Raw genomic sequence first — 25,257 nt, forward strand, 5'->3', positions numbered from 1 at the left:
ACCTCCTGCGCGTGCAGCACAGGGCGATCAGTTTCCACGGTAGCGGTTCCCGTGCAGTCCCGGGGCCGTACGTGCCTGAAAACGCCCCTTCCGGAGTCCGCCATGCACATCCCGACCGCAGCCCCGGCGCCTGCAAAGCCGTTGCCGATCTATCGCCAGCTGTACTTCCAGGTGATCGTGGCGATCGTCCTCGGCGCCATCCTCGGCCACTACGAACCGTTGGTGGGCGAAAAGATGAAGCCGCTGGGCGATGCCTTCATCAACCTGGTGAAGATGATCATCGCACCGGTGATCTTCCTGACCATCGTCACCGGCATCGCCGGCATGACCCACCTGCGCACGGTGGGCCGGGTGTTTGCCAAGGCGATGGCGTACTTCCTGTTCTTCTCCACGCTGGCGCTGATCGTCGGCATGATCGTGGCGCACGTGGTGCAGCCCGGCGCCGGCATGAACATCAACCCGGCCGAGCTGGACCAGACCGCGGTGCACAGCTACGTCGAAAAGTCGCATGACCTGACCCTGGTCGGCTTCCTGATGGACATCATCCCGAAGACGCTGGTGAGCGCCTTCGTCGATGGCAACATCCTGCAGGTGTTGTTCATCGCGGTGCTGTTCGGCATCGCGCTGGCCTCGGTGGGCGAGAAAGGCAGGCCGATCGTGAACTTCCTGGAGGCGCTGGTCGCCCCGGTGTTCAAGCTGGTGCACATCCTGATGAAGGCCGCCCCGATCGGTGCCTTCGGCGCGATCGCCTTCACCATCGGCAAGTATGGCGTCGGCTCACTGATCAACCTGGCCTGGCTGGTGGGCTCGTTCTACCTCACCGCCTTCCTGTTCGTGGCGGTGATCCTGGGCCTGGTCTGCCGACTGTGTGGCTTCTCGGTGTTCAAGCTGGCGCGCTACCTGAAGGCCGAGCTGCTGCTGGTGCTGGGCACCTCTTCGTCGGAGTCGGCGCTGCCGTCGCTGATGGAGAAGATGGAACGCGCCGGCTGCAGCAAGTCGGTGGTGGGCCTGGTGGTCCCGACCGGCTACTCGTTCAACCTGGACGGCACCAACATCTACATGACCCTGGCGGCACTGTTCATCGCCCAGGCCACCAACACCGAACTGACCCTGGGACACCAGATCGCCCTGCTGCTGGTCGCGATGCTCAGCTCCAAGGGCGCGGCCGGTGTCACCGGCGCCGGTTTCATCACCCTGGCCGCCACCCTGGCCGTGGTTCCGGAGGTGCCGGTGGCCGGCATGGCGCTGATCCTGGGCGTGGACCGCTTCATGAGCGAATGCCGCTCGCTGACCAATTTCATCGGCAATGCAGTGGCCACCGTGGTGGTCTCGCGCTGGGAAGGCGCGCTGGACCGCAACCGCCTGCAGCTGGCGCTGGACGGCCGCGAGAGCGAACTGCCGCCGCCGGTCGATGCGCTGCCCGAGGCGCTGCCGGCCAAGGGCTGATCCAGGTGTGTGGTACCGCGGGGCCGGCCACGACAGTGGTACGGCCCCGCGGCGTTTCAAGGCGTCCCATGACTGTCATGGGCAACGCCGATGCTGGTCTGGGGCCCCGCCGCATACGGCACGGAATTGTGCGGTCGCAGCATGGCTGCGACAGGATAGCGACAGGTCCAGACGCTCCAACGGGGGTATGATCCCCTGTCCCTTCTGCCCATTCATGTAACCCACATCGATGTCCAACGAAGATTTCAAACAGGCCGCCCTCGATTACCACCGGATGTCCCCCCCGGGAAAGATCAAGGTTTCCGCTACCAAGCCCATGCTGACGCAGCGCGACCTGTCGCTGGCGTATTCGCCGGGCGTGGCGTATGCCTGTGAAGCGATCAAGGCCGACCCGCAGCAGGCCAGCGAGCTGACCGCCCGCGGCAACCTGGTGGCGGTGATCTCCAACGGCACCGCGGTGCTGGGCCTGGGCAACATCGGCGCGCTGGCCGGCAAGCCGGTGATGGAAGGCAAGGGCGTGCTGTTCCAGAAGTTCGCCGGCATCGATGTGTTCGACATCGAAGTGGATGAAACCGACCCGGACAAGCTGGTCGACATCATCGCCTCGCTGGAGCCGACCTTCGGCGGCATCAACCTGGAAGACATCAAGGCGCCGGAGTGCTTCGTGGTCGAGCGCAAGCTCCGCGAGCGCATGAAGATTCCGGTGTTCCATGACGACCAGCACGGCACGGCGATCATCGTCGGCGCGGCCGTGCTCAACGCCATGGCGATCACCGGCAAGAAGATCGAGGACGTGAAGCTGGCGACCACGGGCATGGGCGCAGCCGGCATTTCCTGCGTGAACATGCTGGTGCAGCTGGGCCTGAAGCCGGAGAACATCCTGGCCTTCGACCGCGAGGGTGTGATCCACACCGGCCGTACCGACCTGGACCCGGAAAAGCAGCGCTATGCGCGCGATACCGACAAGCGCACCCTGGCCGAGATCGTCGACGGCGCGGACATCTTCCTGGGGCTGTCGGCACCGGGCATCCTGACCGCCGAGATGGTCAAGACCATGGCCCCGGATCCGGTGATCTTCGCGCTGGCCAACCCGACTCCGGAAATCATGCCGGAGGTGGCGCGCGCCGCCCGTCCGGACGCGATCATCGGCACCGGCCGCTCGGACTACCCGAACCAGGTCAACAACGTGCTGTGCTTCCCGTACCTGTTCCGTGGTGCGCTGGACGTGGGCGCGACTGCGATCAACGAGGAAATGAAGATCGCCTGCGTGCGTGCCATCGCCGCGCTGGCGCGCCGCGCGGCCACCGACATGGGCTCGGCCTATGGCGGCGAGACCCCGAGCTTCGGCCGTGAATACCTGATCCCGCGTCCGTTTGACCGCCGCCTGCTGGTGGAGCTGTCGGCGGCTGTGGCCCAGGCCGCGATGGACTCGGGCGTGGCTTCGCGCCCGATCGAGGACATGGGCGCCTACCGCGACAAGCTGGCCCAGTTCGTCTACCGCACCAGCCTGATGATGAAGCCGGTGTACGACCGTGCGCGCAGCGACAAGCAGCGCGTGGTGTACGCCGAGGGCGAAGAGGAAGTGGTGCTGCAGGCGGTGCAGAACGTGGTCGATGACGGCCTGGCGCATCCGATCCTGATCGGCCGCCCGGAAGTGATCGAGTCGCGCATCGAGCGCCTCGGCCTGCGCCTGAAGATCGGCGAGAACGTTGAAGTCACCAACATCAACGACGACCCGCGCTTCAACGAATACTGGCAGTACTACCACGGCCTGACCGGCCGCCGTGGCGTGACCGTGGCCGCGGCGAAGAACCTGATGCGTTCGCGCCCGACCCTGATCGCAGCGGTGATGGTGGCCCGTGGCGAAGCCGATGCGATGCTGACCGGCATCGTCGGCCGCTTCCACAAGAAGCTGGGCTACGTGCGCAGCGTGCTGCCGCTGGAGCCGAAGGTCACCTCGACCTCGGCGATGACCGGCGTGATCAACCAGCAGGGCGTGTTCTTCTTCGTCGATACCCACGTGCAGGAAGACCCAACCGCCGAGCAGCTGTGCGAAGCAACCCTGCAGGCGGCGTACCGCATGAAACTGTTCGGCATCGAGCCGAAGGTGGCGCTGCTGTCGCACTCCAACTTCGGCAGCCACGATTCGAAGGATGCACTGAAGATGCGCCAGGTGCGCGAGCTGCTGCTCAAGCGCAACCCGCGCCTGAACGTGGATGGCGAAATGCAGGGCGACACCGCATGGGATGAAGCGCTGCGCCAGAAGCTGCTGCCGGGCTCGACCCTGCAGGGCCGCGCCAATCTGTTCGTGCTGCCGAACCTGGAAGCGGCCAACATCGCCTACAACCTGGTGCGTGTGTTCACCGACGGCGTGGCGATCGGCCCGATCCTGATGGGCGTGAACAAGCCGGTGCACATCCTGACCACCAGCGCGACCTCGCGCCGGATCCTGAACATGACCGCCATTGCGGCGGTCGATGCGCAGATCCGCAAACAGATCGAAGCGGAAAAGAAGGCGTAAGCCTTCGTTCCGCTGCGATCTGCAGAAACGCGCCCTTCGGGGCGCGTTTCGTTTCCGCCCAGCGGAAACCGGATCGGGTAGCGCCGGGCCATGCCCGGCGGAATGCGAGAAGCGCCGCGCTGCGCGCTCGCCGGGCATGGCCCGGCGCTACCCGATGAATTGCAGTCCGGCGGTCATTTCCCTGCAACGCCGCTGCGGCCCAATACGCCCACGCGGCCCGGCCGTGGGAAGGGACCGGACCGGCCTTCCCACCCTGGGCCCGACCAACTTTCCACGGGCGAGGGTGTCATGCGCAATCGAGTGACGCGGCGGTACTTCCAGCAACTGTTCGCGCTGTACGCCGGCTTCGTGCAGTCGCGCTGAGGCCGCGATGCGGTAGCGCCGGGCAATGCCCGGCGAACGTAAAGTGCGTTGGGGCTCAGCGCCGCTTGCCGCGGCGCGCTGGTGCCGGCGGCGGTGCATCCGAACGCGGCTTGGCATACTGCGTCCACAGCGCAGGTAGTGCCTTGCCGGTGTGCTTCTGCCACAGCGCCGGTGCATAGCGGCCGTCGCGCAGGGCCTTGTCCAGTGCCAGCACCAGGCCCGGATGTTCGGCGTCGGCCCATTTCAGGAACGCACCGGTGACCCGGTAGCCGCTGTCGAAGTTCTGCCCCTTCTCGACCTTGCCCGGCAGTGCCCAGCCCGCAGCGGCATTGTCCATGCCGTAGCGGTCGCGTGCGTAGTCGGCGATGCCCTCCACCAGCCAACCCGGCACCCGTGCGTCGCCATAGCCCGGATAGCCCTGCACGATGTGCATGGCCTCATGGGTGACCAGGTCGATGTCGTTGGGGTGCTGCGCAAGCCAACCCGGGTTGATGGTGATCGTTGCGGCCTGGTCCTTGTCACCGACGAAGGCGATGCCGGTGTAGGCCGGGTCGATCACGATGCGCACCATCGCCGGCGCGGCCGGGTGGAAGTCCGCACGTTCGCGCAGGTAGGCGAAGAAGAACGTATCGATCACCCGCTTGCGCTGCGGCGCGGCCAGGGCGCCACGGGCGTCCTGGTAGTTCAGCGTCACGCCGTCGCGGGTCAGCTGCGTATCGAACGCCTGGGTCTGGCCGAAACTGGAGAAGGACAGGGCAACAAGGGCCAAGGGCAGAAAACGGAAGCGCATGCCGCTCATTGTACGGTGCCGGCCGCCAGCAGTTCGATCTCCGCCAGCGGCAGTCGTCCCGGTGCCGCCAGGCGCAGGCGGTATTCGCTGTAGCGACCGGGTTTTGCAATGCGGAATGGACGGGTCTGGCGGGCGGATTCGAAGTCTTCGCCGCTGCGCTGGTCGAGCACGGCCCAGCTGCCGCTGCCGGTGCGCGCCTCCAGTGTCCACTCACCGCCCTGGATACGGCTGTCACCGCTGGTCAGCGTGTACATCGTCGGGGTGCCCTCAGCCAGGCCGGTCAGCGCGATGGTTGCACCGCCGCCCAGGCCCACCGTCGTGCCGGCATCGTCATCGACCAGCGCGGGCAGGGCGCGGCCATCGGCCAACGTCGCCTTCGCGCCGCTGCCGAGCAGGTCGTGCAGCAGCTGCGGGCGCTGGCCGCGTGAGGTCAACGAGCGCGGCACATCATCCACGCCACTGCCCCAGCGCGAGGGACGGGGGCCCATCACGAAGTCGAGGGTCGCGCCCTTGGCGATCAGCTCGTGCGGCACCCAGGTCTTCGTCCACGGTTTGCCGTTGATCGTCAGCGACTGCACGTAGACGTTCTCACGCGAGTTGTTGGCCGCGTTCACGGTCAGCACGGCACCACCCTGCAGTTCCACGCGCGCATGTTCGAAGGCCGGCGAGCCGATCACGTACTCCGGTGCGCCCATGCGCAGCGGGTACAGGCCCAGCGATGCCAGCACGTACCACGCCGAGGTCTCGCCGTTGTCCTCGTCACCGGGATAGCCCTGGCCGATCTCACTGCCCACATACAGCCGCGACAGGATCTCGCGCACATGCTGCTGGGTCTTCCACGGCTGCCCGGCGTACAGGTACATCCACGGGATGTGGTGCGCCGGCTGGTTGCTGTGCGCGTACATGCCCATGCGCACGTCGCGCGCTTCGGTCATCTCGTGGATGGTGCCGCCATAGGAGCCGGCCAGTGCCGGGTCGGCGGTTTCCGGCGTGGCGAAGAAGGCATCCAGCTTCGCCGCCAGCTTGTCGCGGCCACCGTACAGCGCGGCCAGGCCTTCGCCATCGTGGGCGGCGGTGAAGGCGAAGGTCCAGCCATTGGATTCGGTGTAGTCGTGGCCCCATACGCGCGGGTCGTAATCCTTGGCGTCCACGCGCCAGCGGCCATCGGCCTTGCGGCCCTGGAAGAAGCCGGCGGCCGGGTCGAACATGGTCGCGTAGCTGGCGGCGCGATAGCGGAAGTACTCGGCCTCGGTGCTGTAGCGCTCGCGTGCAGCCGGCGTGGTGGCGCGCTTGGCCAGTGCATCGGCCATGTTGGCGATGCCGAAGTCATTGAGCGCGCCTTCCATCGTCCATGACATGCCTTCGTGCACGTCCGCGCTGGCGTAGCCACGGAAGGTCGAACGGTCCATGCCCTTGCGGCCGACATGACGGTCGGGCGGGACCACGGTCGCGTTCTTCAGCGCGGCGGCGTAGGCCTCGGCCGGATCGAAGCCGCCGATGCCCTTCAGCCAGGCATCGGCGAAGGCCACGTCCGAGCTGGTGCCGACCATCAGGTCGGCGTAGCCCGGCGACGACCAGCGCGCGATCCAGCCACCGGCGCGGTACTGCTCGATGAAGCCTTGCACCAGCTGGCCGGCATCGTCGGGCGTAAACAGCGCATAGGCCGGCCAGGTGGTGCGGAAGGTATCCCAGAAGCCGTTGTTGACGAAGACCTTGCCGTCGCGCACGGCCGCATAGCTGCGGGTCGCGCTGCCATCGGTGTTGTCATCGCTGGCGCTGGCCTGGTTGGCGTAGCGCCAGTCGGGTAGGGCCGCGCTGCCCACGTTTTCATGGCCGGAGTTGGGGTACAGGTACAGCCGGTACAGGCTGGAGTACAGCGTGGTCTTCTGGTCGTCGCTGGCGTTGCCGATGTCGAAACGGGCCAGGCGCGCGTCCCATGCATCCTGCGCACGGCTGGCCACGCTCTCCAGCGTATCGGCAGCGCTGATTTCCAGTGCCAGGTTGTGCCGCGCCTGCTCGACCGAGATCAGCGAGGTGGCGATGCGCATCGTCACCCGCCGGTCGCTGCCGGCGTCGAACTTGATGTAGCCGGTCGGGCGGCCGGTGTCGAGGCGGCCGCTGCTGCGCCACGGCTTGTCGAAGCTGGCCACCACGTACATGCGGCTGGCACCGTTGGACAGGCCGCTGCGCGTATCGGTGTAGCCGGACAGCGTCTGCGTGGCGGCGTCCAGGGTCAGGCCACCGCGCGCATCGACATTGTCGAACAGCAGGTTGGCGTCGCCGCCCTCGGGGAAGTCGAATCGGAACAGTGCGGCATGATCGGTCGGCGCGATGGCGGCAGCGATGCCATTGTCAAAGCGCACGTCGTAACGGTACGGGCGGGCGCTTTCGTGGCGGCGGTCGAACGACAGCGCGCGTTTGCGGCGGTCGGCGTCCGGCGCGCCACGGCTGGCCGAAGGCATCACCTGGAAGGTCTGGCGGTCGCCCATCCACGGGCTGGGCTGGTGGCTCAGTGCCAGCGCCTGCAGCTGCGGTCGGTTCTGCGCATCGTTCTGTTCGTTCCAGCGGTACAGCCAGTTCAGCGCGCCGGCATCGGTCACCGGGGTCCAGAAGTTGAACCCGTGCGGCACCGCCGTGGCCGGGAGGTTGTTGCCGCGCGAGAACGTTCCGTTGGCCTGGGTGCCGCGTGTGGTCAGCACCCAGTCCGAGACGCGCTGCGGCTGCTGGCGCGGCTGCGCATCCAGGCATACGTCGTCGATCCAGCCGGAGACCGGCGCACCTTCGGCACTGGCCACCTCCAGCTCGATCGCCACCACGCGGCGGCCTTTCAGCGCGGGCACGTCGCCCAGTCGCACCGCCTTGCGCGCCCACTGCTGCGGGTACAGCGTCTTCGACTCGCCCTGCGCATGGGCGCCAAGGGCCACGCCATGCTGGTCGCGTGCCGTGCCAGCCGAAACGCGGCTGCCATCGTCCAGCAGCAGGTCCAGCGATACATAGGTCGAGGCGACGGTGTCCTTGCCGACGATTTCCGGCAGCACCAGCCACGACAGCGTGGTATCGGCCTCGATGGGCAGGTCGGCCTTGAACAGTTTGCGCCGCGCGCTGCCGCCTTGGCTGCTGTAGCGCAGCGCATGCAGGCCGCTGTAGCCGGCGTTGCGCTTGGCGGCGTAGGGCGCGGCCGGTCCATTGCCGATCGTGACCTGAAGCGCACCGGTGGCCTGCGCCGGGACAGGTTCGCCCGGTTCGAACGAGGTCTGCAGCCCCTGCGCCAGCGCCGGCATCGCAGTGGTCACGCAGGCCAGGGCCAGAGCGAGCGGAAGCAGGGCGCGGCGTGGATCAGACAGGGTCATGCAAGGGTCTCCCGAGAGGCAGGCGGCAGGCAGAACCCGCATCGGCGGACACCACGGACAGCATCGCTCCGCCCGCCGGGAGGGCAGTGGAAGAGGCGATGCCGGTCCGGTGGGGGCGGGCCATGCGATCGGGTCGGATTGGGGTGGGCCGATTCACGGCCTGGCCCGATCCTGCAACAGCGGCAGCAGCCTGACAAGTGCCATTTAGTTCGATCCAAATGCGGCAAATTTCGCAGTCGGCGGGTTTCCGGCGTGAACCCGCTGGATCGATTGAAGGATTTCCGCCAGTGCGAGGCCTTGGATCTGCCGCGCAACCGCGCGAGGAGACGCCCTGCGGCGGGCAAAGACCTGTTGTTGCGCAATGTCGGGGCGGCCCGGATGCTAGAATCACAGGCCTCGCAACCCGTTCATCGACATCCGCCATGAGCCATACCGCCACTGCGCCCGCCAACGCCGAGAAGCGCTACACCGTGCACCGCAGCGATCTGCCGCTGAGCTGCCCGACCCCGGAAATGGCGCTGTGGAACTCGCATCCGCGCGTATACCTGCCGATCGAGGACGAGCCCAATGGCGAAGCGCAGTGCCCGTACTGCGGTTCCGTGTTCGTGCTGGCCGACTAAACGGCGGCCTTTTCGATGCGCCGATTGACCGTGGTGCAGTTGCTGCCGGCGCTGCACTCCGGCGGTGTCGAGCGCTCGACCCTGGAAATCGCTGCGGCCCTGGTCGCTGCCGGCCATCGTGCGCTGGTGGTCTCCGCCGGTGGCCGCCTGGTGCAGCCCCTGCTCGATAGCGGTGCCGAGCACCTCACCCTCGACATCGGCCGCAAATCGCTGCTGACGCTGCGTCACCTGCCGACCCTGCGCCGCCTGTTCGCTGAAGTCGGCGCGGACATCGTGCACGCCCGTTCGCGGCTGCCGGCATGGCTGGGCCTGTACGCGATCCGTGCCATGCCCGCCGCCCAGCGCCCGCACTGGGTAACCACCGTGCACGGGTTGAATTCGCCCAGTCGCTACAGCGCGGTGATGACCAGCGGTGAACGCGTGATCTGCGTGTCCAACACCGTGCGCGACTACGTGCAGCGGCACTATCCGACGGTACCCGAAGCGAAGCTGCAGGTGATTCCGCGCGGCGTCGATGTCACACAGTTTCCGCGCGTGGCCCGCGCCGACCGCCGGCCACGACTGGCGCTGGCAGCCGACTACCCGTGGCTGGCGCAGGTTGGGGGCCCGCTGCTGCTGCTGCCGGGGCGGGGCACCCGGCTGAAGGGACATGCCCATGCGCTGCAATTGCTCGCCGATGTACGTGCAGCTGGTGTGCCGGCACAGCTGTGGATGCTGGGCACCGATGAACCGGGCCGCGAAGCCTACGTGGCCGACCTGCGCCGGCAGGCCACTGCCTTGGGCGTGACCGACGCCGTGCAGATCAGCACGCCGACCGCGCGCATCGCCCAGGCCTATGCGGCCAGCGATCTGGTGCTGCAGCTGTCGGACAAACCGGAAGCGTTTGGCCGCACTGTGGTCGAGGCGCTGTCGGTCGGCCGTCCGGTGCTGGGCTGGGATCATGGTGGCGTCGGCGAACTGCTTCGGCAGCTGCAGCCCGCTGGCGCGGTGCCGCTGGGCGATGCACGCGCGTTGGGTGAACGTGCGCTGGCCCTGCTGGCGCAGCCGCCGTTCTTGCCGACCCGCATCCCGTTTACGCTACAGGCCATGCAGCGCGATACCCTCCGCCTCTATGCCGACCTCGCTGGCTGACTCCGCCGTCACCGTGCGCGACGACCGCGCCGGGCGCTGGGCGCCGTGGTGGGTGCTGACGTACGTAGCACTGTGGCCATTGCCGGGCATCGCGGAGACCGTGCTGGGCCTTGGCGCGGTCTACGCCGCCGCGCGCATGGTCATGCGCCGCCTGCAGCGCCGCCCGCATCTGTTGAGCACGGCAGCGTGGGCGCTGACCTCCATCCTGTTCCTCGGCTATTGGCTGCCGCAGGCGTTCTCGGCATTTGATGCAATCGATCCGGCAGCGTCGTGGACGAAGGCGGCTGCCGGCCTGCGCTACCTGCCCTTCATGTGGCTGGTGGCGATCGCGGTGGCCACGCCGGAACGCAGGCGGCTGACCTTCGGCGGCCTGGCGCTGATCACCGGCGCATGGACGCTGGATGCGCTGGTGCAGGCGCTGGCCGGAACCAGCCCGTGGTTCTGGTCGCTTGAGCAGCTGAAGCTTGCGGTGAGTGGTCACGCGTTGTGCCCGGCCACTGAGGCAGCCGTGGTCGATCGCCTCAGTGGGGCACTCGGGCCGTGCAACCTGAAGTTCGGCCAGGTCCTGGCCAGTCTCTCACCGTTCCTGTTGTTGCCGCTGGCGCGTCGCTTTGGCAATCCGGGTTGGGTACTGGCCGCGGCGGCGCTGGGCTGCGTGCTGCTGCTGGCCGGCTCGCGCGCGTCGTGGATCACCTTCGCGTTGGTGCTGGCCTACAGCGGCGTGCGCCAGTTCGGTGTGAAGCGGATGCTGCTGCTGGCGCTGCTCGGCGTGCTGGGCGCCGGCGTGCTCACCGCAGGCGTGCCGCAGCTGCGCGAACGCCTTGCGCGTACCGCGATGGCGTGGGATGGAAGCGAACGCGGTGTCGACGAGGCACTGTCGGGGCGCGCGCGTATCTGGGAAGCCGCCGTCTGCATGATCGAAGAACACCCGTTCAACGGCGTCGGCGCACGCGGTTTCCGCGATGCCTATCCCGCCTGCGTGGCCGAAGAGGGGCTGGCGGTATGGGGGGATGCTCCCGCCCTGCACGCGCATCAGATCGTGCTGGAAATCCTGGCAGAAACCGGGGTGATCGGCCTGCTGCTGTGGCTGGCAGCCGTGGCCCAGGCCTGGCGGGCCTGGCGCTATGCACCGACGGCCGCGCGTGACCGGGCCCGCCCTGCGATGCTGGCGCTGGCGGTCACCGTGTTCCCGCTCAACACGCATCTGGCGTTCTATTCCGCGTTCTGGGGCGGCCTGACCGTGCTGCTCGCTGCCTTGTTCGCCGGCAGCCTGCTGGCGCGGGAATCGGACGACGCGCCACCGCTGCTGTGATCGTCCATCCACGCATGGCGTGGCTCTACTGCACGTACCGAACGAACGTCGCCGCGGTGGATCCACGCCATGGCGTGCATGGGACGATCATTGGGCGCATGTCGCCATAGTAGATCCACGCCATGCGTGGATGGGGCTTTCCCCACGCAAATGCACGCCAACCTCCACTACCCGTGCCTCCGTGTGTATCGCACGCTGGGCCATGGCCAGCCCCAGACTCCGCTACGGTCGGTATTCCCGAACCGGCAACGTGTACTCATTGACCACGGCAACCCTTGGCCGTGAACCGTTATTCGCCGATGCGGCGAACATGGCGATCCTGATCGACACCCTGCGCTTCGTCGAGCGTAGGGGCTTCAGCCACAGTCTCGCCTGGGTGGTGATGCCTGACCATCTGCACTGGTTGATGGAACTGCGCAGTGGAACCCTGGCCGAGTGCATGCCCCTTCTGAAGTCACGCAGCAGCAGGTTGCTGAACCGGCGGCTGGAGCGGCAGGGCGCGCTGTGGCAGCACGGCTATCACGACCATGCAGTGCGGACCGACGAATCACTTCACGAGAAGGCAATGTACATCCTGGCCAATCCAGTCCGTGCGGGCCTGGCGTGCGTGGTGGGGGAATACCCGTACGCCTGGTGCCGCTGGCCGTTGTGAATCACGGCACGGAATCGAAGAGCATCCACGCATGGCGTGGATCTACTTGTAAAAATCGCTCCGCCCGCCCGGCTGGCGCTTGAAACGGCGGTGGATCCACAGGTACTGGTCGGGTGCCTCGCGCACCATCGCTTCGATGGCCTGGTTGACCCGCGTGGTATCGGCTTCCACATCCTCGCTGGGAAAGTTCTCCAGCGGCGCGCCGATCTTCAGGAAGTACTTTCCGCCCTCGCGGCGGTGGAAGTACGGAATCACCGCGCAGCCGGTCATGCGCGCCAGCTGGTGGGTGGCCGTAATAGTGGACGCGGTATGGCCGAAGAACGGGACGAACACGGTGTCCTTGCCACGCATGTCCTGGTCCGGCGCATACCAGAGAAAGCCGCCCTTCTTCAGGTGGCGCACGGTCGCGCGGATGTCCTCGTTGGCGAACATCGCCCTGGCATAGCGCAGGCGGCCGAACTTCACCGCCCACTCGTACACCGGGTTCTTGTGCTTGCGGTACATGCCTGAAAGATCGACGTAGTCGCACAGCAGGCGGCCGCACATCTCCAGGGTCATGAAGTGGCCGGACACCAGCAGTACGCCGCGGCCTTCGGCCTGCATCCGCCGCAGATGTTCCAGGCCTTCGATCTGCACCTGTGGGCGGATGCGGTCGATGCTGCCCCACCACGCGCGGATGCACTCGAACACGCCCACACCCAGTGCGTCGAAGCTGTCGCGCACCAGGCGCTGGCGCCAGGCTTCGTCCTTTTCCGGGAAGCACAACTTCAGGTTGACCTCGGCGGCGCGACGGCGGCTGCCGAGCAGGCGCCAGCTGATCCAGCCGACGCCACGGCCGAGCGCACGCTGCAGCATCCACGGCAGGCGGGCGATGGCGAAGGCGCCGAGCATGGCGGTGAACATCGGCCAGTTGCGGGGATCGCGCAGCGACGGGCGGATGGCGGTGGTGGCATCGGACATGGCGCCATTCTACCAACCCGGCTGCGTGTCTTTCCCGGGGGGCTCCCGTATCCTTGCCGCATGCGTAAAGACCCTGTCGAATGGATCCTGCGCGGCCTGTATTCGGCCGTGCTCTACATCCTGCTGCCGATCACCGTGTACCACCTGGTCTGGCGCGGTTTCCGGGTCCGTGAATACTTCCGGCGCTGGGATGAGCGCTATGCCTCGTATCCGCAGCCGACCGGCCAGCCGCGGGTCTGGCTGCACGCGGTCTCGGTGGGCGAGGTCAATGCCGCCGCGCCGCTGGTCAATGCCCTGCGCCAGCAGCGTCCGGACATCCGCTGGGTCATCACCACCATCACCCCGACCGGTTCGGAGCGCGTGCGCGCGCTGTGGGGCGATGCGCTGGACCACGTCTACCTGCCGTACGACGTACCGGGCAGCGTCAACCGCTTCCTCGGCCACTTCCAGCCCAGCCTGGCGCTGATCCTGGAAACCGAGCTGTGGCCGAACATGCTGTTCGGCTGCCGCGACCGCCGCATTCCGGTCTACATCCTCAACGCCCGCCTGTCAGCGCGTTCGCTGCGCGGTTACCGGGTGCTGGCGGCGCTGATCCGCCGTGCGCTGCGTACGGTTACCTGCGTGGCCGCGCAGTCGCAGGACGACGCCGAGCGCTTCGTGCAGCTGGGGGCTGCGCGGGAACAGGTGCAGGCCCTGGGCAACCTCAAGTTCGATATCGCCACGCCGGATGTGCAGGGCTTCGTCGAGCAGTTCCACGCCTGCGTGCCCGCCGGGCGCCCGGTGTGGATCGCGGCCAGTACCCATGATGGCGAGGAGCAGGCGGTGATCGACCTGCATCGGCGCCTGCGCCAGCAGCACCCCGACCTGTTGTTGCTGTGGGCGCCGCGGCACCCCGAGCGCTTCCCGAAGGTGGAGGCGCTGGCGCGCGAGCAGGGCTGGAGCGTGGCGACCCGCCGTGCGAAGCAATGGCCCGAGGCCGGCACGGATGTATTCGTCATCGACACCCTGGGCGAGCTGATGCCGTTCTATGCCTGCGCGCAGGTTGCCTTCGTCGGCGGCAGCCTGCAGCCGATCGGTGGCCACAATCTGCTGGAGCCGGCGGCGATGGGCACTGCCGCTGTGACCGGTCCGCACCTGCACAACTTCGCCGAGATCTCACGGCGCATGCGTGAGGCCGGTGCCTTGCTGATCGGCGAGGACGTGCAGGCGGTAGGTGACCTGCTGCAGCACCTGCTGGGCGACGCCCAGGCGCGCGAGGACATGGCCCGTGCCGGTTGCACGCTGGTCAGCAACGGCCGCGGTGCCCTGCAGCGCACGCTGGCGCTGGTCGCGCCACACCTGCCGCCGCCGCGCAGCTGAGCCGGGCAGCAACACCGCCAGGGCGGATGCTACGCGGACCGACTGACGTGATCGACTGCATCAATTCTGCTTAGCAGCCGGATTCCTGTCGCAGCAGGACCGGATGCGTGGCTGCGAACGTGTTTGTGGTCACATCGCGGTGCGCACAGTACGGATTCTGATACCGCCACTTGGCGCACGCTGCCAGCCTCCTGTCGACCGCGCTTGTGCGGATTCAAGAGGGCTTGCGATGGACAGCGATAACCGCCGTGGCCGGCACGCGCTGCTGGGAATGGATCACTTCGCGATGGTGGCGTTGACCCTGCTGCTGGGTGGCAGCGTGATCGCCCTGGTTGGCCAGTACACCGCCGCCCAGGCGGGTCCGGCCATCGTACTGAGTCTGCTGCTGGCCGCACTGGGCACGGCGCCGATGCTGTATTGCCTGCACGTGCTGAACCAGCAGCAGCCCGCAGCCGATGGCCTGCACGGCCTGCTGCGGGCCGCTTGGGGCACGGCAGCCGCGCGGCTGCTGGGTACTGCACTGCTGCTGGAACTGGTGATGACCAGCGCCGGCGTGGCGCAGTCCACGGCCAGCCACGCGCGTGCCGTGTTTGCCAGTCGCGGTATTGAAACCGGCAGCGCGCTGCCGGATCCGGTGATGGCCGTCACCAGTCTGCTGGTGCTGGGTGCGTTCGTGCTGCTGCCCCCGCGTCGCATCGCGTTGACGGTCTGCGTGTTGTTGACGGTGAAGATCGGTGTTGGGCTGTTGCTGTTGGCGCTGGCGGTTCGCCACGTGCACTACGCCAACTGGATTCCGTGGCTGCCGGACGCCACCGCGCCCTATCGATTCGGCCCCGGCGGGGTGCTGGCGGCAAGCGTGCCCTTGCTGGGGGTGTTTGCCAGTGTGGGGCTGGCACTGGGATTTCCCGGACGTGGCCGGCAGGCGCGCACGCGATCACCCTGGCTGCTGGCGGCCGCGCTGCTGCTGGCGATGCTGCTGCTGATCATGCTGGCCGCGTTGCAGGCCGGCCTGGTCGAGTTCCCGGTATTGGACAGTACGCGGCCGTTGTCGGTGGCATTGCAGGGCCATCCGCAGTTGCAGTGGCTGCTGCCGTTGCTGCCGCTGGCGGGCATGGCCGGGCTGGCAGCACTGCTGCTGGTGCTGTTGTCGCTGGCCGCACACCTGGCAGCGCAGCTCCGGCCTGTGGCCGGTGATGAAGCGCCCGGGTTGCGGACGCGGCTGATACCGGTCACCGTGGTGCTGACGGCGGCGCTGCTGGCCTTGGGAGCGCCGGCCGGCGCATTGCCGGTGCTGCCGGGTCCAGCAACCCTGCTGGTGATGGCAGCCTTGTGTCCGGCGGCACTGCGTGTCCGTGCGCCGATGCCGGGTGCTGCAATGGTGCTTGCGCCCCTGGCCACGGCGCTGTGCGTGCTGGCCGCAGTGGAACGGGCAGGCGCGTGGCCGGGCTGACGGCCGGCAGATCTGCGCCATGCGTGGGTCGGGCCGTACGCGCCGCCCACAAAAAAGCCACCCTCGCGGGTGGCTTCTTCGTTGCCGGCAGGGCGACGACTCAGTGCGTGGTCGTTGCCGGGTTGCCGGCGTCCTGGGTCAGCAGGCGGTTCACGTCCTGCAGCTCGGCCACGTCCAGCGCACCCAGCGACTGGCTCAGCAGCAGGCGGTTCTGCAGGAAGGTGTAACGGGCCTGGGCGTAGTCCAGCTGCGCCGAGAACAGGATGCGCTGGTTCTGGATCACATCCAGCACGGTACGGGTGCCGACCTCCAGGCCGACCTGCGAAGCGTCGTACGCGCTCTGCGCCGAGACCACCGCCAAGCGGCGGGCTTCCACTTCGCTGATGCCCTGCACCAGGGTCTGGTAGGCATTGCGGGTATTGCGGTCCAGGGCACGCTTCTGCTGCTCGTAGCCGTCCTGGGCGATGTCACGCTGGGCCAGCGCCTGGCGCACGCCGGACTGGGTGGCACCACCGGAGAAGATCGGCACGCTCAGGGTCAGGCCGATGCTGTTGGTGCGTGCGTCCGGCGACAACGAGCCGGCGCCGGTGCTGTCGCCCCAGGTCGCGCTCTTGCCCCAGCTGCCGCCCAGCGACAGGGTCGGGTAATGGCCACCGCGGGCAGCCTGCACGCCAGCTTCGGCCGCACTGACCTTCAGCTCCTGCGCCTTCAGCGCCGGATTCTGGGTGGTGGCCTGCTGCACCAGCTCATCGATGTTGCCGCGGTTGGCCGGCACTTCCGGGCGGAAGTCCGCCGGCAGGCCACGCAGGTTGGTCACCGGCTGGCCGGTCAGTTCGGTCAGGGCCTGGTAGTTATCGGCCAGGGTGTTCTGCGCAATGATGGTGTTGGCACGCGCCTGGTCGTACTGGGCGCGTGCTTCGTGCACGTCGGTGATCGGCGCCAGGCCCACTTCCAGGCGCTTGTCGGCGAAGTCGAACTGCTTCTTCGCGGCCGCTTCGTTGGTCTGCGCGGCGTTCAGCGATTCGATCGCCACCAGCACGTTGAAGTAGGCCGCCGAGGTGCGCACGATCAGGTTGTCGTTGGCCGATTCGAGGGTGAAGTCCGCCGCCTTGCTCAGCTCACGCTGCGAGCGCAGGTTGTTGATCTGTGTCCAGTTGAACAGCGTCTGGCTGCCGTCGATCGTGTAGGTGCGGCGCTTGTTGGTGAACGAGCCGGAGTTGGCGTCGGCGTTCGGCTCGCTGCGCGTGCGGTTCAGCGCGGCCTGGCCGTTGATCTGCGGCAGCAGGGCGGCACGCGCCTGCACGGCGCCTTCCTTGTCGTACAGCCGGGTCGATTCGGCGGCCGACAGCTGCGGATCGCCGTTGCGGGCCATTTCGTAGACCTGCAGCAGGTCGGCGGCATGGGCGGACAACGGCAGCAGGGCAGTGGCCAGCGCAACAGCGAGGGATCGGCGGATCATTGCGGCTTCCTTGGACTCAGAGGTGGAACTGGGGGGCCGGGGCGGCACCACGCAGGTAATCGATATCGGTCTCGAACAGGGACTCGGAGCTGCCGTCGGCCTTGACCAGCAGGGCCTCCATCGCCGGCGAGCGGCCGTGGATCACGAACAGGCGGCCACCCGGACGCAGCCACGAGGCGAACTGTGACGGCACCACGTCGACCGCACCAGTGACACAGATCACGTCAAAGCGGCGTTCGGTCTGCCAGGACAGGGCATCGGCCACTTCCACGCGGACGTTGCTGCCCAGGCCGGAAGCGTCCAGGCGGGCACGCGCGGCGGCGGCCAGCTCCGGGTCGATTTCCAGGCTCAGCACATCGCGCGCCAGCGCGCCGATGCAGGCGGCCAGGAAGCCGCTGCCGGTGCCGATTTCCAGCACTTCGTCACCCGGCTGCAGGTCCAGCGCCTGCAGGGTACGGCCCTCGATGACCGGCTTCATCATCTTCTGGCCGTGGCCGATCGGCAGTTCGACATCGGCGTAGGCCAGTGCCCGGTGTGCATCGGCGACAAAAGCCTCGCGCGGCAGGCGGGCCAGGACGTCGAGCACCTTGATGTCCAGCACGTCCCAGGGACGGATCTGCTGTTCCACCATCAGTTCGCGGGCGTGGGCGTAATCAATCGTCATGAGGTTCAAATCCAGCGCAGTGGGCCGGCCATTTTACCGGTGCCGGAGGCCGGCGGCGCGCCCAGAGCATCAGCTGCCGGGGGCCGGGGTCGCAGTGCCGGAAGTCATCGCGACCTCCGGTTCGTTCAGTTTTGGTTATTCAGCTGTTCCGGCCCCTCGCGGCGCGTAGGCGCGCAGGAAGAAGTCGATGCTGGCGGTCACGTGGGCAAGAGGGTCGCATTCCACCGGTGACAGTGGCATGCCGCACATCATATGCATGTGCACTTCGCCCTTGACCAGGGTCAGGAACTGCTCGCCAGCCAGCGAATAGTCGGTGATTTCCAGCTCGCCGCGCTCGGCGCGTGCCCGCAGGAAGTCAGCCAGGGCCTCGCAGGTACGTTCCGGTCCTGCCTTCCAGAACAGCTCGCGCAGGCGTTCGTCGGTCTCCGGCGCCATCATCATGCGCTGGATCGAGATCGCCGCGTCGGAGGTGATCAGTTCGAAGAAGGCCAGACCGATGCCGATCAGCTGGTCGCGCAGCGGGCCGTCCGTGTCGGCCACGAACAGGGCATCGGGCAGCATTTCAATGCACTTTGACTGCACGGCCTCGGAGAACAGGGTCTCCTTGTCGCCGAAGTGGCTGTACACGGTCAGCTTCGAGACGCCGGCCTGGGCGGCGATGGTGTCCATGCTCACGCCGGTATACCCCTGTTCGATGAACAGTACCTTGGCTGCTTCAAGGATCGCCGCGCGCTTGCCCAGATCCTTGGGGCGCCCGGGTCCGGCGGCCTTGGCAGCAGGCTTGGCCGACGGCTTGCGGGAAGTGGAAGAACTCATCGCAACAATACTAGACCAAGCGGTTCGATATTTATACTATACCGGCCGGTTTATTAAATTGGGCCGGCAGTCGCGGCTCCCCCTTGTTGCAACCCTGCGTTTTCAGGACGTTGACCGATGAAGATCGTGCGCTGGATGGGCGGTATGGTGTGGGTGGCTGCGCTGGCAGCCTGTTCGGGACAGGAACAGGCGCCGCAGGCGGCCGTGCCGGTACTGGTGGTTCACCCCGGCGAACAGGCCGGACAGGCGCCGGCGGCATTCCCGGGCACGGTGCGTGCCCGCCAGGAAAGCCCGCTGTCGTTCCGCGTCGGAGGCAACCTGGTCAAGCGCCACGTCGATGCCGGCCAGCGGGTGAAGAAGGGCGACGTGCTGGCCGAACTGGACGTGGCTGACTTCGCGCTGCAGGCCCGTGCCTCACAGGCGCAGCTGGCTGCGGCCGAGGCCGACCTGGTGCGTGCCCGCGATGACCTCAAGCGCTACCAGGTGCTGGCCGACCAGCAACTGGTCAGCCGCTCGCAGCTGGACCAGCAGTCCGCGGCGTTCAAGGCCGCGCAGGGCCAGGCCAATGCGGCCCGCGCCAACCTCGATGTGCTGCGCAACCAGGCTGACTACGCGCAGCTGCGCGCGCCGGCCGATGGCGTGATCGCCAGCCGCGAGGCCGAAGCCGGGCAGGTGGTGTCCGCCGGCCAGACCATCTTCAACCTGGCCGCCGATGGCGGCCGCGAAGTGCTGATCGACCTGCCTGAAGCCACCATCCGCGACTACGCGGTCGGCCAGCCGGTCGAGGTGGAACTGTGGAACCGCCCGGGCCAGCGCCTGCCCGGTACGATCCGCGAGATCGCCGCCGCCGCCGATCCGCAGGCACGCACCTATGCCACCCGCGTCAGCCTGGCCGCCGATGCGCTGGCCGATGTCGAACTGGGCCAGAGCGCGCGCGTCTACAGCAGCGCCGGTCGCCACGGTACCCTGCAGCTGCCGCTGGGCGCGCTGCAGCGCGGTGCCAACGGTGCCGCCAGCGTGTGGGTGGTCGATCCGGCCAACAGCACGCTGAAGGCCGCCTCGGTCACCACCGGTGCGTTTGGCAGCGAGACCGTGCCGGTGCTGTCCGGCGTGAACGCGGGTGACTGGGTGGTTGCCGCCGGTGGCCACCTGCTGCGAGCGGGCCAGCCGGTGATCGCCGTGGACCGGCAGAACCGCCCGGTGCTGAAGCCGGCCGCGCCGGCCGCTGCCGCCAAGGCCAGGGAGTAAGCCGGTGCGCCGCTTCAATCTTTCCGAGTGGGCGCTGGCCAACCGCCCGCTGGTGCTGTTCGCGATGCTGGCCTTCGCGCTGATCGGCGCGTGGTCGTACAAGCACCTGGGCCAGTCCGAGGATCCACCATTCACCTTCAAGGCGATGGTGGTGCGCACGCTGTGGCCGGGCGCCACCGCCGAGCAGGTCTCGCGCCAGGTGACCGAGCCGATCGAGAAGGCGCTGATGAACACCGGCGAGTACGAGTTCATCCGCTCCTATTCGCGCCCCGGCGAATCGCAGGTCATCTTCATGGCCCGCGACAGCCTGCGTTCCAGGCAGATCCCGGACCTGTGGTACCAGGTGCGCAAGCGCGTGGGCGACATCCGTGCGACGCTGCCGCGCGAGATAGTCGGTCCGTTCTTCAACGATGAGTTCGGCGACACCTACGGCAACATCTATGCGTTGACCGGCAAGGGCTTCGACTACGCGGTGATGCGCGACTACGCCGACCGCATCCAGCTGGAACTGCAGCGCGTGCCCGATGTCGGCAAGATCGACCTGGTCGGCCTGCAGGACGAGAAGGTCTGGATCGAGCTGTCCAACACCCGCCTGGCCACGCTGGGTGTGTCGATGCAGCAGGTACAGCAGGCGCTGGCCGACCAGAATGCGGTCACCGGCACCAGCTTCTTCGAGACCGCCACCGATCGCGTGCAGCTGCGCGTGACCGGCCAGTTCAACGACATCGAAGCAATCCGCCAGTTCCCGATCCGTGCTGGCGACCGCACCGTGCACCTGGGTGACATCGCCGAGGTCAAGCGCGGCTTCGCCGATCCGGCGTCGCCGAAGATGCGCTTCATGGGCGAAGAGGCGATCGGCCTGGCGGTGGCGATGAAGGATGGCGGTGACATCCTCAAGCTCGGTGCCAACCTTGATGCCGAGTTCCAACGGCTGCAGAAGACCCTGCCGGCCGGCATGCAGCTGCGCAAGGTGTCCGACCAGCCGCAATCGGTGGAAGAGTCGGTCGGCGAGTTCGTGCAGGTGCTGACCGAGGCGGTGGTGATCGTGCTGCTGGTCAGCTTCTTCTCGCTGGGCCTGCGCACCGGCCTGGTGGTGGGCGTCACCATTCCGCTGGTGCTGGCGATGACCTTCTTCGTCATGCACTACTTCGACATCGGCCTGCACAAGATCTCGCTGGGCGCGCTGGTGCTGGCGCTGGGCCTGCTGGTGGACGATGCGATCATCGCGGTGGAGATGATGGCCACCAAGATGGAGCAGGGCTACGACCGCCTGCGCGCGGCCAGTTTCGCTTGGGAATCGACTGCGTTCCCGATGCTGACCGGTACGTTGATCACCGCAGCCGGCTTCCTGCCGATCGCCACGGCGGCATCGAGCACCGGTGAATATACGCGTTCGCTGTTCCAGGTGGTGACCATCGCGCTGGTGGTGTCGTGGATCGCGGCCGTACTGTTCATTCCCTACCTGGGTGACAAGATGCTGCCGGACCTGTTCAATCCGCAGCCGCCCAAGCCGGGCAGCCTGTCCGCGCGCTGGCATGCCAAGCGCCAGCAGTGGGCCGACCGCTACCCGGCGCTGGCCAACCTGATTGCGCCGCCGCAGCATGGGCACGACCATGATCCGTACCAGCGCCCGTTCTATCGCAGCTTCCGCCGCTTCCTCGATACCTGCCTGCGCCATCGCTGGTGGGTGATCGCCGCGACCATCGCCCTGTTCGTGTTCTCGCTGATGATGTTCCGCTTCGTGCCCCAGCAGTTCTTCCCGGACTCGACCCGGCCGGAGCTGATGGTGGACATCGAGCTGGCCGAGGGCGCCTCGCTGCGCTCGACCCAGGCCCAGGCCGAGAAGCTGGAAAAGCTGCTGTCCCGCCGCGAGGGCATTGCCAACTACGTGTCCTATGTGGGCACCGGTTCGCCGCGCTTCTATCTGCCGCTGGACCAGCAGCTGCCGGCGACCAACTTCGCCCAGTTCGTGGTGTTGGCCAAGGACATCAAGGCGCGCGAGAGCACCCGCGACTGGCTGCTGCACGAGGTGATCCCGAAGTTCCCGGACGTGCAGATGCGCGTGACCCGCCTGGAGAACGGACCGCCGGTCGGCTATCCGGTGCAGATGCGCATCTCCGGCGAGCACATCGAGAAGGTGCAGGCGATCGCGCGCCAGGTCGAGGCCAAGGTGCGGGAGAACCCGCACGTGATGAACGTCAACCTGGACTGGAGCGAGCCGAGCAAGGTGGTGCGCCTGGTGGTCGACCAGGAGCGCGCCCGCGCGCTGGGCGTTAGCAGCGCCCAGGTCAGCCAGTTCCTGTCCAGTTCGTTGGCCGGGCAGTCGGTGAGCGTGTATCGCGAAGGCAATCGCCAGATCGAGATGCTGCTGCGCGGGCCGGCCGATGAGCGCAACCAGCTGGAGCTGCTGTCCAGCCTGTCGATGCCCACCGCCAACGGTGGCAGCATCACGCTGTCGCAGGTGGCGACGATGGAGTACGGCTTCGAGGACGGCATCATCTGGCACCGCAACCGGTTGCCGACGGTGACCGTGCGCGCCGACATCAGTGATGGCATGCAGGCGCTGGACGTGGTGCATCAGATCCTGCCCACACTGGATGGCATCCGTGCCGAGCTGCCCAGTGGTTACCTGCTGGAAACCGGCGGTACCGTGGAGGATTCGGCACGTGGCCAGAACTCGATCAAGGCCGGCATGCCGCTGTTCCTGGTGGTGGTGGCCACGCTGCTGATGCTGCAGCTGCGCAGCTTCTCGCGTGCAGCGATGGTGCTGGTGACCGCGCCGCTGGGCATCATCGGCGCGACCCTGTTCCTGCTGCTGTTCCGGGCGCCGTTCGGCTTCGTCGCGCTGCTGGGCACGATCGCACTGGCCGGCATGATCATGCGCAACTCGGTGATCCTGATCGACCAGATCCAGCAGGACATCGATGCCGGGCATGACCGCTGGCATTCGATCATCGATGCCACGGTGCGCCGATTCCGCCCGATCGTGCTGACCGCGCTGGCGGCGGTGCTGGCGATGATTCCGCTGTCGCGCAGCGCGTTCTACGGCTCGATGGCGATCTCGATCATGGGCGGCCTGATCGTCGGTACGGTGCTGACGCTGGTGTTCCTGCCGGCGCTGTACGCGGCGTGGTTCCGGGTGAAGCCCGATGAATCCGGGGCGTAACGCCGACCGGGGTCGGATCCCTTTTCCTCCGGGAAAAGGGTCTGGCCCCACCCATGCCGGTTGGTCCGTTCCCAGGTGGGTGCCAACCTTGGTTGGCACAGATGCATTCATCCACGCATGGCGTGGATCTACTGCAGCTGCAGGCCGGCCCTCAAGACCGGCAGCAGCCATTCGATGAACACCTGAACACGCTGCGCGCGGTGTTGCCGATGCGGTTGCAACAGCGTCACCGGCAAGGGCTGCGCCACGTGCTGTGGCATCACCTCCACCAACGCGCCGGATTGCAGTTCGGCCTGCACGTCGTAGCGTGGAATCTGCAGCAACCCCAACCCCGCCACACAGCACGCAATCGATGCCTCGGCGCTGTTCACCCGCACCCAGCCGGGCATCGGCAGCGTGCGCAGTTGGCCGCCGTCCTGCCACTCCCACGGTTCCACCCGTGCCGTGGTCGGCGACGCATAGTTCACCGCGCGGTGCTGCGGCAGGTCGGCAGGATGCTGCGGCATGCCGTGTTCGCGCAGGTAAGCGGGCGCGGCGACGTTGACGAAGTCGAGCTGGCCCAGCGTGCGCGCCACCAGGCTGGAATCGCCCAGTTGACCGACCCGCAGCACCGCATCGCAACCGTCCTCGATCAGGTTTACCGCGCGGTCGGTCATGCCCAGGTCCACTTCCACCTGCGGATACTGCGCGAAGAATTCGGGCAGCGCCGGTGCGATGATGCGGCGGCCGATGCGGCTGGGCACGTCGATCTTCAGCAGACCGACCGGTTGCGCATCGTCTTGACGGAACAGCGATTCGGCGTCCTCGACCTCGGCGATCAGGCGCAGGCAGCGGGCATGGAACACGTCGCCATCATGGGTGGTGGACACCCGGCGGGTCGAGCGCTGCAGCAGGCGGGTGCCAAGCCTCTGTTCGAGCTCGGCCACCGCCGCCGAAACGGTCGAGCGGGGCAGGCCGAGCTGGTCGGCGGCGCGGGTGAAGCTGGCGCACTCCACGACCCGGGTGAAGATGCGGAAGCGATCGATCCGGTCCATTGTTCGCTGGCTCTGGAAAGTTAAGTCAATGTGGCGGGCTTTATCCGCTTTTTCTGCACGATATCGTCGTCAGGGCAGGGTTGCCACCCCGGGTAGCCCCCTCCCGAGACCGAAGCCATGACCGAGCATTCCCTCAAGGGCAAGACCGTGCTGATCGCCGGTGGCGCCAAGAACCTGGGCGGCCTGATCGCCCGCGACTTCGCCGCACAGGGCGCCAAAGCCATCGTCATCCACTACAACAGTGCCGCTACCCAGGCCGATGCAGAAGCGACTGTAGCCGCAGTGCAGGCCGCCGGCAGCAAGGCGGTGGCCCTGCAGGGCGACCTGACCTCGGCGGCAGCGATGGAGCGCTTGTTCGCCAATGCCGTGGCCGCAGTCGGCCGTCCCGACATCGCCATCAATACGGTCGGCAAGGTATTGAAGAAACCGCTGCTGGACATCAGCGAAGCGGAGTACGACGAGATGAGCGCGGTCAACGCCAAGGCGGCGTTCTTCTTCCTCAAGGAAGCCGGCCGCCACGTCAACGACGGTGGTCGCATCTGCACCCTGGTCACCTCATTGCTGGGTGCCTACACGCCGTTCTATTCCAGCTACGCCGGTACCAAGGCGCCAGTCGAGCACTTCACCCGCGCGGCGTCGAAGGAGTTCGGTGAGCGCGGCATCTCGGTGACTGCGATCGGGCCCGGCCCGATGGACACGCCGTTCTTCTACCCGGCCGAGAGCGCCGATGCGCAGGCGTATCACAAGACCGCGGCGGCGCTGTCGGCGTTCACCCGCACCGGGCTGACCGACATCGCCGACATCGTGCCGTGGATCCGCTTCCTGGTGACCGATGGCTGGTGGATGACGGGGCAGACCATCCTGGTCAATGGTGGGTACACCACCAAATAATGCAGCCACGCCTGGCGTGGCTGCC

The 25,257-nt window shown here is 67.3% G+C and carries 18 protein-coding genes; 11 read left to right on the forward strand and 7 right to left on the reverse strand.

The window, feature by feature from the left end; all coding sequences use genetic code 11:
* The first annotated feature begins 102 nt into the window (after positions 1–102).
* Both AC5P8C_RS08120 and AC5P8C_RS08125 read left to right on the forward strand, forming a co-directional pair.
* Complete coding sequence (locus AC5P8C_RS08120) at positions 103–1,446, forward strand: dicarboxylate/amino acid:cation symporter (protein WP_021204354.1); 1,344 nt, start codon at positions 103–105, stop codon at positions 1,444–1,446.
* 229 nt (positions 1,447–1,675) lie between these two features.
* Entirely contained in the window at positions 1,676–3,967 is a 2,292-nt protein-coding gene (locus tag AC5P8C_RS08125; RefSeq protein ID WP_021204353.1) for an NADP-dependent malic enzyme, read from the forward strand.
* A gap of 418 nt (positions 3,968–4,385) precedes the next feature.
* Here AC5P8C_RS08125 and AC5P8C_RS08130 read toward each other — a convergent pair whose 3' ends face one another.
* Together AC5P8C_RS08130 and AC5P8C_RS08135 are read right to left on the reverse strand one after the other, a co-directional pair.
* Positions 4,386–5,129: a basic secretory protein-like protein gene (locus AC5P8C_RS08130; RefSeq protein WP_058983558.1), complete on the reverse strand. Its 744-nt coding sequence runs from the start codon at positions 5,127–5,129 to the stop codon at positions 4,386–4,388.
* Complete coding sequence (locus tag AC5P8C_RS08135) at positions 5,126–8,470, reverse strand: GH92 family glycosyl hydrolase (protein WP_495218548.1); 3,345 nt, start codon at positions 8,468–8,470, stop codon at positions 5,126–5,128. Before AC5P8C_RS08135 ends, AC5P8C_RS08130 begins: the two co-directional genes overlap by 4 nt.
* 422 nt (positions 8,471–8,892) lie before the next feature.
* Here AC5P8C_RS08135 and AC5P8C_RS08140 point away from each other — a divergent pair, with 422 nt between their 5' ends.
* From AC5P8C_RS08140 to AC5P8C_RS08155, 4 genes are all read left to right on the forward strand, one after another.
* Positions 8,893–9,090: a zinc-finger domain-containing protein gene (locus AC5P8C_RS08140; RefSeq protein WP_005410967.1), complete on the forward strand. Its 198-nt coding sequence runs from the start codon at positions 8,893–8,895 to the stop codon at positions 9,088–9,090.
* Positions 9,091–9,105: 15 nt separating this feature from the next.
* Positions 9,106–10,221 (forward strand): glycosyltransferase, encoded by a 1,116-nt coding sequence (locus AC5P8C_RS08145; protein WP_019662058.1) that lies wholly within the window; start codon positions 9,106–9,108, stop codon positions 10,219–10,221.
* Positions 10,202–11,533, forward strand: a complete 1,332-nt coding sequence (locus AC5P8C_RS08150) for an O-antigen ligase family protein (RefSeq protein ID WP_171952660.1) — start codon at positions 10,202–10,204, stop codon at positions 11,531–11,533. The genes AC5P8C_RS08145 and AC5P8C_RS08150 overlap by 20 nt, the downstream gene beginning before the upstream one ends.
* 202 nt (positions 11,534–11,735) lie before the next feature.
* Entirely contained in the window at positions 11,736–12,185 is a 450-nt protein-coding gene (locus AC5P8C_RS08155) for an REP-associated tyrosine transposase (protein WP_495218549.1), read from the forward strand.
* A gap of 42 nt (positions 12,186–12,227) precedes the next feature.
* Here AC5P8C_RS08155 and AC5P8C_RS08160 read toward each other — a convergent pair whose 3' ends face one another.
* Positions 12,228–13,145, reverse strand: a complete 918-nt coding sequence (locus AC5P8C_RS08160) for an LpxL/LpxP family Kdo(2)-lipid IV(A) lauroyl/palmitoleoyl acyltransferase (RefSeq protein ID WP_019662055.1) — start codon at positions 13,143–13,145, stop codon at positions 12,228–12,230.
* A 60-nt stretch (positions 13,146–13,205) separates the two neighbouring features.
* Here AC5P8C_RS08160 and waaA point away from each other — a divergent pair, with 60 nt between their 5' ends.
* Positions 13,206–14,504, forward strand: a complete 1,299-nt coding sequence (gene waaA, locus AC5P8C_RS08165) for a lipid IV(A) 3-deoxy-D-manno-octulosonic acid transferase (RefSeq protein WP_019662054.1) — start codon at positions 13,206–13,208, stop codon at positions 14,502–14,504.
* A gap of 229 nt (positions 14,505–14,733) precedes the next feature.
* Positions 14,734–15,954, forward strand: a complete 1,221-nt coding sequence (locus AC5P8C_RS08170) for an APC family permease (RefSeq protein WP_159360557.1) — start codon at positions 14,734–14,736, stop codon at positions 15,952–15,954.
* A 100-nt stretch (positions 15,955–16,054) separates the two neighbouring features.
* Here the strand turns inward: AC5P8C_RS08170 and AC5P8C_RS08175 are convergent, their stop codons facing one another.
* The 3 genes from AC5P8C_RS08175 to AC5P8C_RS08185 all read right to left on the reverse strand — a co-directional run bounded on the left by AC5P8C_RS08175 (position 16,055) and on the right by AC5P8C_RS08185 (position 18,893).
* Positions 16,055–17,413 carry a TolC family outer membrane protein gene (locus tag AC5P8C_RS08175; protein WP_005419128.1) on the reverse strand — a complete coding sequence of 453 codons (1,359 nt, stop codon included), beginning with the start codon at positions 17,411–17,413 and terminating at the stop codon, positions 16,055–16,057.
* A gap of 16 nt (positions 17,414–17,429) precedes the next feature.
* Entirely contained in the window at positions 17,430–18,077 is a 648-nt protein-coding gene (locus AC5P8C_RS08180) for a protein-L-isoaspartate O-methyltransferase family protein (protein ID WP_019662052.1), read from the reverse strand.
* Positions 18,078–18,212: 135 nt separating this feature from the next.
* Entirely contained in the window at positions 18,213–18,893 is a 681-nt protein-coding gene (locus AC5P8C_RS08185; RefSeq protein WP_019662051.1) for a TetR/AcrR family transcriptional regulator, read from the reverse strand.
* Between the two features lie 117 nt (positions 18,894–19,010).
* Between AC5P8C_RS08185 and AC5P8C_RS08190 the strand changes: the two genes are divergently transcribed.
* Positions 19,011–20,141 (forward strand): efflux RND transporter periplasmic adaptor subunit, encoded by a 1,131-nt coding sequence (locus tag AC5P8C_RS08190; RefSeq protein WP_134731361.1) that lies wholly within the window; start codon positions 19,011–19,013, stop codon positions 20,139–20,141.
* Positions 20,142–20,145: 4 nt separating this feature from the next.
* Positions 20,146–23,307 (forward strand): efflux RND transporter permease subunit, encoded by a 3,162-nt coding sequence (locus AC5P8C_RS08195; protein ID WP_111104247.1) that lies wholly within the window; start codon positions 20,146–20,148, stop codon positions 23,305–23,307.
* A gap of 128 nt (positions 23,308–23,435) precedes the next feature.
* Here AC5P8C_RS08195 and AC5P8C_RS08200 read toward each other — a convergent pair whose 3' ends face one another.
* The gene (locus AC5P8C_RS08200; RefSeq protein ID WP_021202147.1) at positions 23,436–24,341 is read right to left on the reverse strand and encodes a LysR family transcriptional regulator; all 906 of its coding nucleotides are present in this window, start codon (positions 24,339–24,341) and stop codon (positions 23,436–23,438) included.
* Between the two features lie 117 nt (positions 24,342–24,458).
* On the opposite strand from AC5P8C_RS08200, the gene AC5P8C_RS08205 reads away from it, so the two are divergent.
* Entirely contained in the window at positions 24,459–25,232 is a 774-nt protein-coding gene (locus tag AC5P8C_RS08205) for an SDR family oxidoreductase (protein WP_495218550.1), read from the forward strand.
* Positions 25,233–25,257: the final 25 nt, after the last annotated feature.

This window comes from Stenotrophomonas sp. YJH_SMC_46, from assembly GCF_059370315.1.

Coding starts and splice junctions, on each gene's coding strand:
- AC5P8C_RS08130 (WP_058983558.1), bottom strand. CDS start 5,129: ATGAGCGGCATGCGCTTCCGTTTTCTGCCCTTGGCCCTTGTTGCCCTG.
- AC5P8C_RS08200 (WP_021202147.1), bottom strand. CDS start 24,341: ATGGACCGGATCGATCGCTTCCGCATCTTCACCCGGGTCGTGGAGTGC.
- AC5P8C_RS08175 (WP_005419128.1), bottom strand. CDS start 17,413: ATGATCCGCCGATCCCTCGCTGTTGCGCTGGCCACTGCCCTGCTGCCG.
- AC5P8C_RS08140 (WP_005410967.1), top strand. CDS start 8,893: ATGAGCCATACCGCCACTGCGCCCGCCAACGCCGAGAAGCGCTACACC.
- AC5P8C_RS08205 (WP_495218550.1), top strand. CDS start 24,459: ATGACCGAGCATTCCCTCAAGGGCAAGACCGTGCTGATCGCCGGTGGC.
- AC5P8C_RS08190 (WP_134731361.1), top strand. CDS start 19,011: ATGAAGATCGTGCGCTGGATGGGCGGTATGGTGTGGGTGGCTGCGCTG.
- AC5P8C_RS08120 (WP_021204354.1), top strand. CDS start 103: ATGCACATCCCGACCGCAGCCCCGGCGCCTGCAAAGCCGTTGCCGATC.
- AC5P8C_RS08160 (WP_019662055.1), bottom strand. CDS start 13,145: ATGTCCGATGCCACCACCGCCATCCGCCCGTCGCTGCGCGATCCCCGC.
- AC5P8C_RS08125 (WP_021204353.1), top strand. CDS start 1,676: ATGTCCAACGAAGATTTCAAACAGGCCGCCCTCGATTACCACCGGATG.
- AC5P8C_RS08155 (WP_495218549.1), top strand. CDS start 11,736: ATGGCCAGCCCCAGACTCCGCTACGGTCGGTATTCCCGAACCGGCAAC.
- waaA (WP_019662054.1), top strand. CDS start 13,206: ATGCGTAAAGACCCTGTCGAATGGATCCTGCGCGGCCTGTATTCGGCC.
- AC5P8C_RS08135 (WP_495218548.1), bottom strand. CDS start 8,470: ATGACCCTGTCTGATCCACGCCGCGCCCTGCTTCCGCTCGCTCTGGCC.
- AC5P8C_RS08185 (WP_019662051.1), bottom strand. CDS start 18,893: ATGAGTTCTTCCACTTCCCGCAAGCCGTCGGCCAAGCCTGCTGCCAAG.
- AC5P8C_RS08145 (WP_019662058.1), top strand. CDS start 9,106: ATGCGCCGATTGACCGTGGTGCAGTTGCTGCCGGCGCTGCACTCCGGC.
- AC5P8C_RS08170 (WP_159360557.1), top strand. CDS start 14,734: ATGGACAGCGATAACCGCCGTGGCCGGCACGCGCTGCTGGGAATGGAT.
- AC5P8C_RS08150 (WP_171952660.1), top strand. CDS start 10,202: ATGCCGACCTCGCTGGCTGACTCCGCCGTCACCGTGCGCGACGACCGC.
- AC5P8C_RS08180 (WP_019662052.1), bottom strand. CDS start 18,077: ATGACGATTGATTACGCCCACGCCCGCGAACTGATGGTGGAACAGCAG.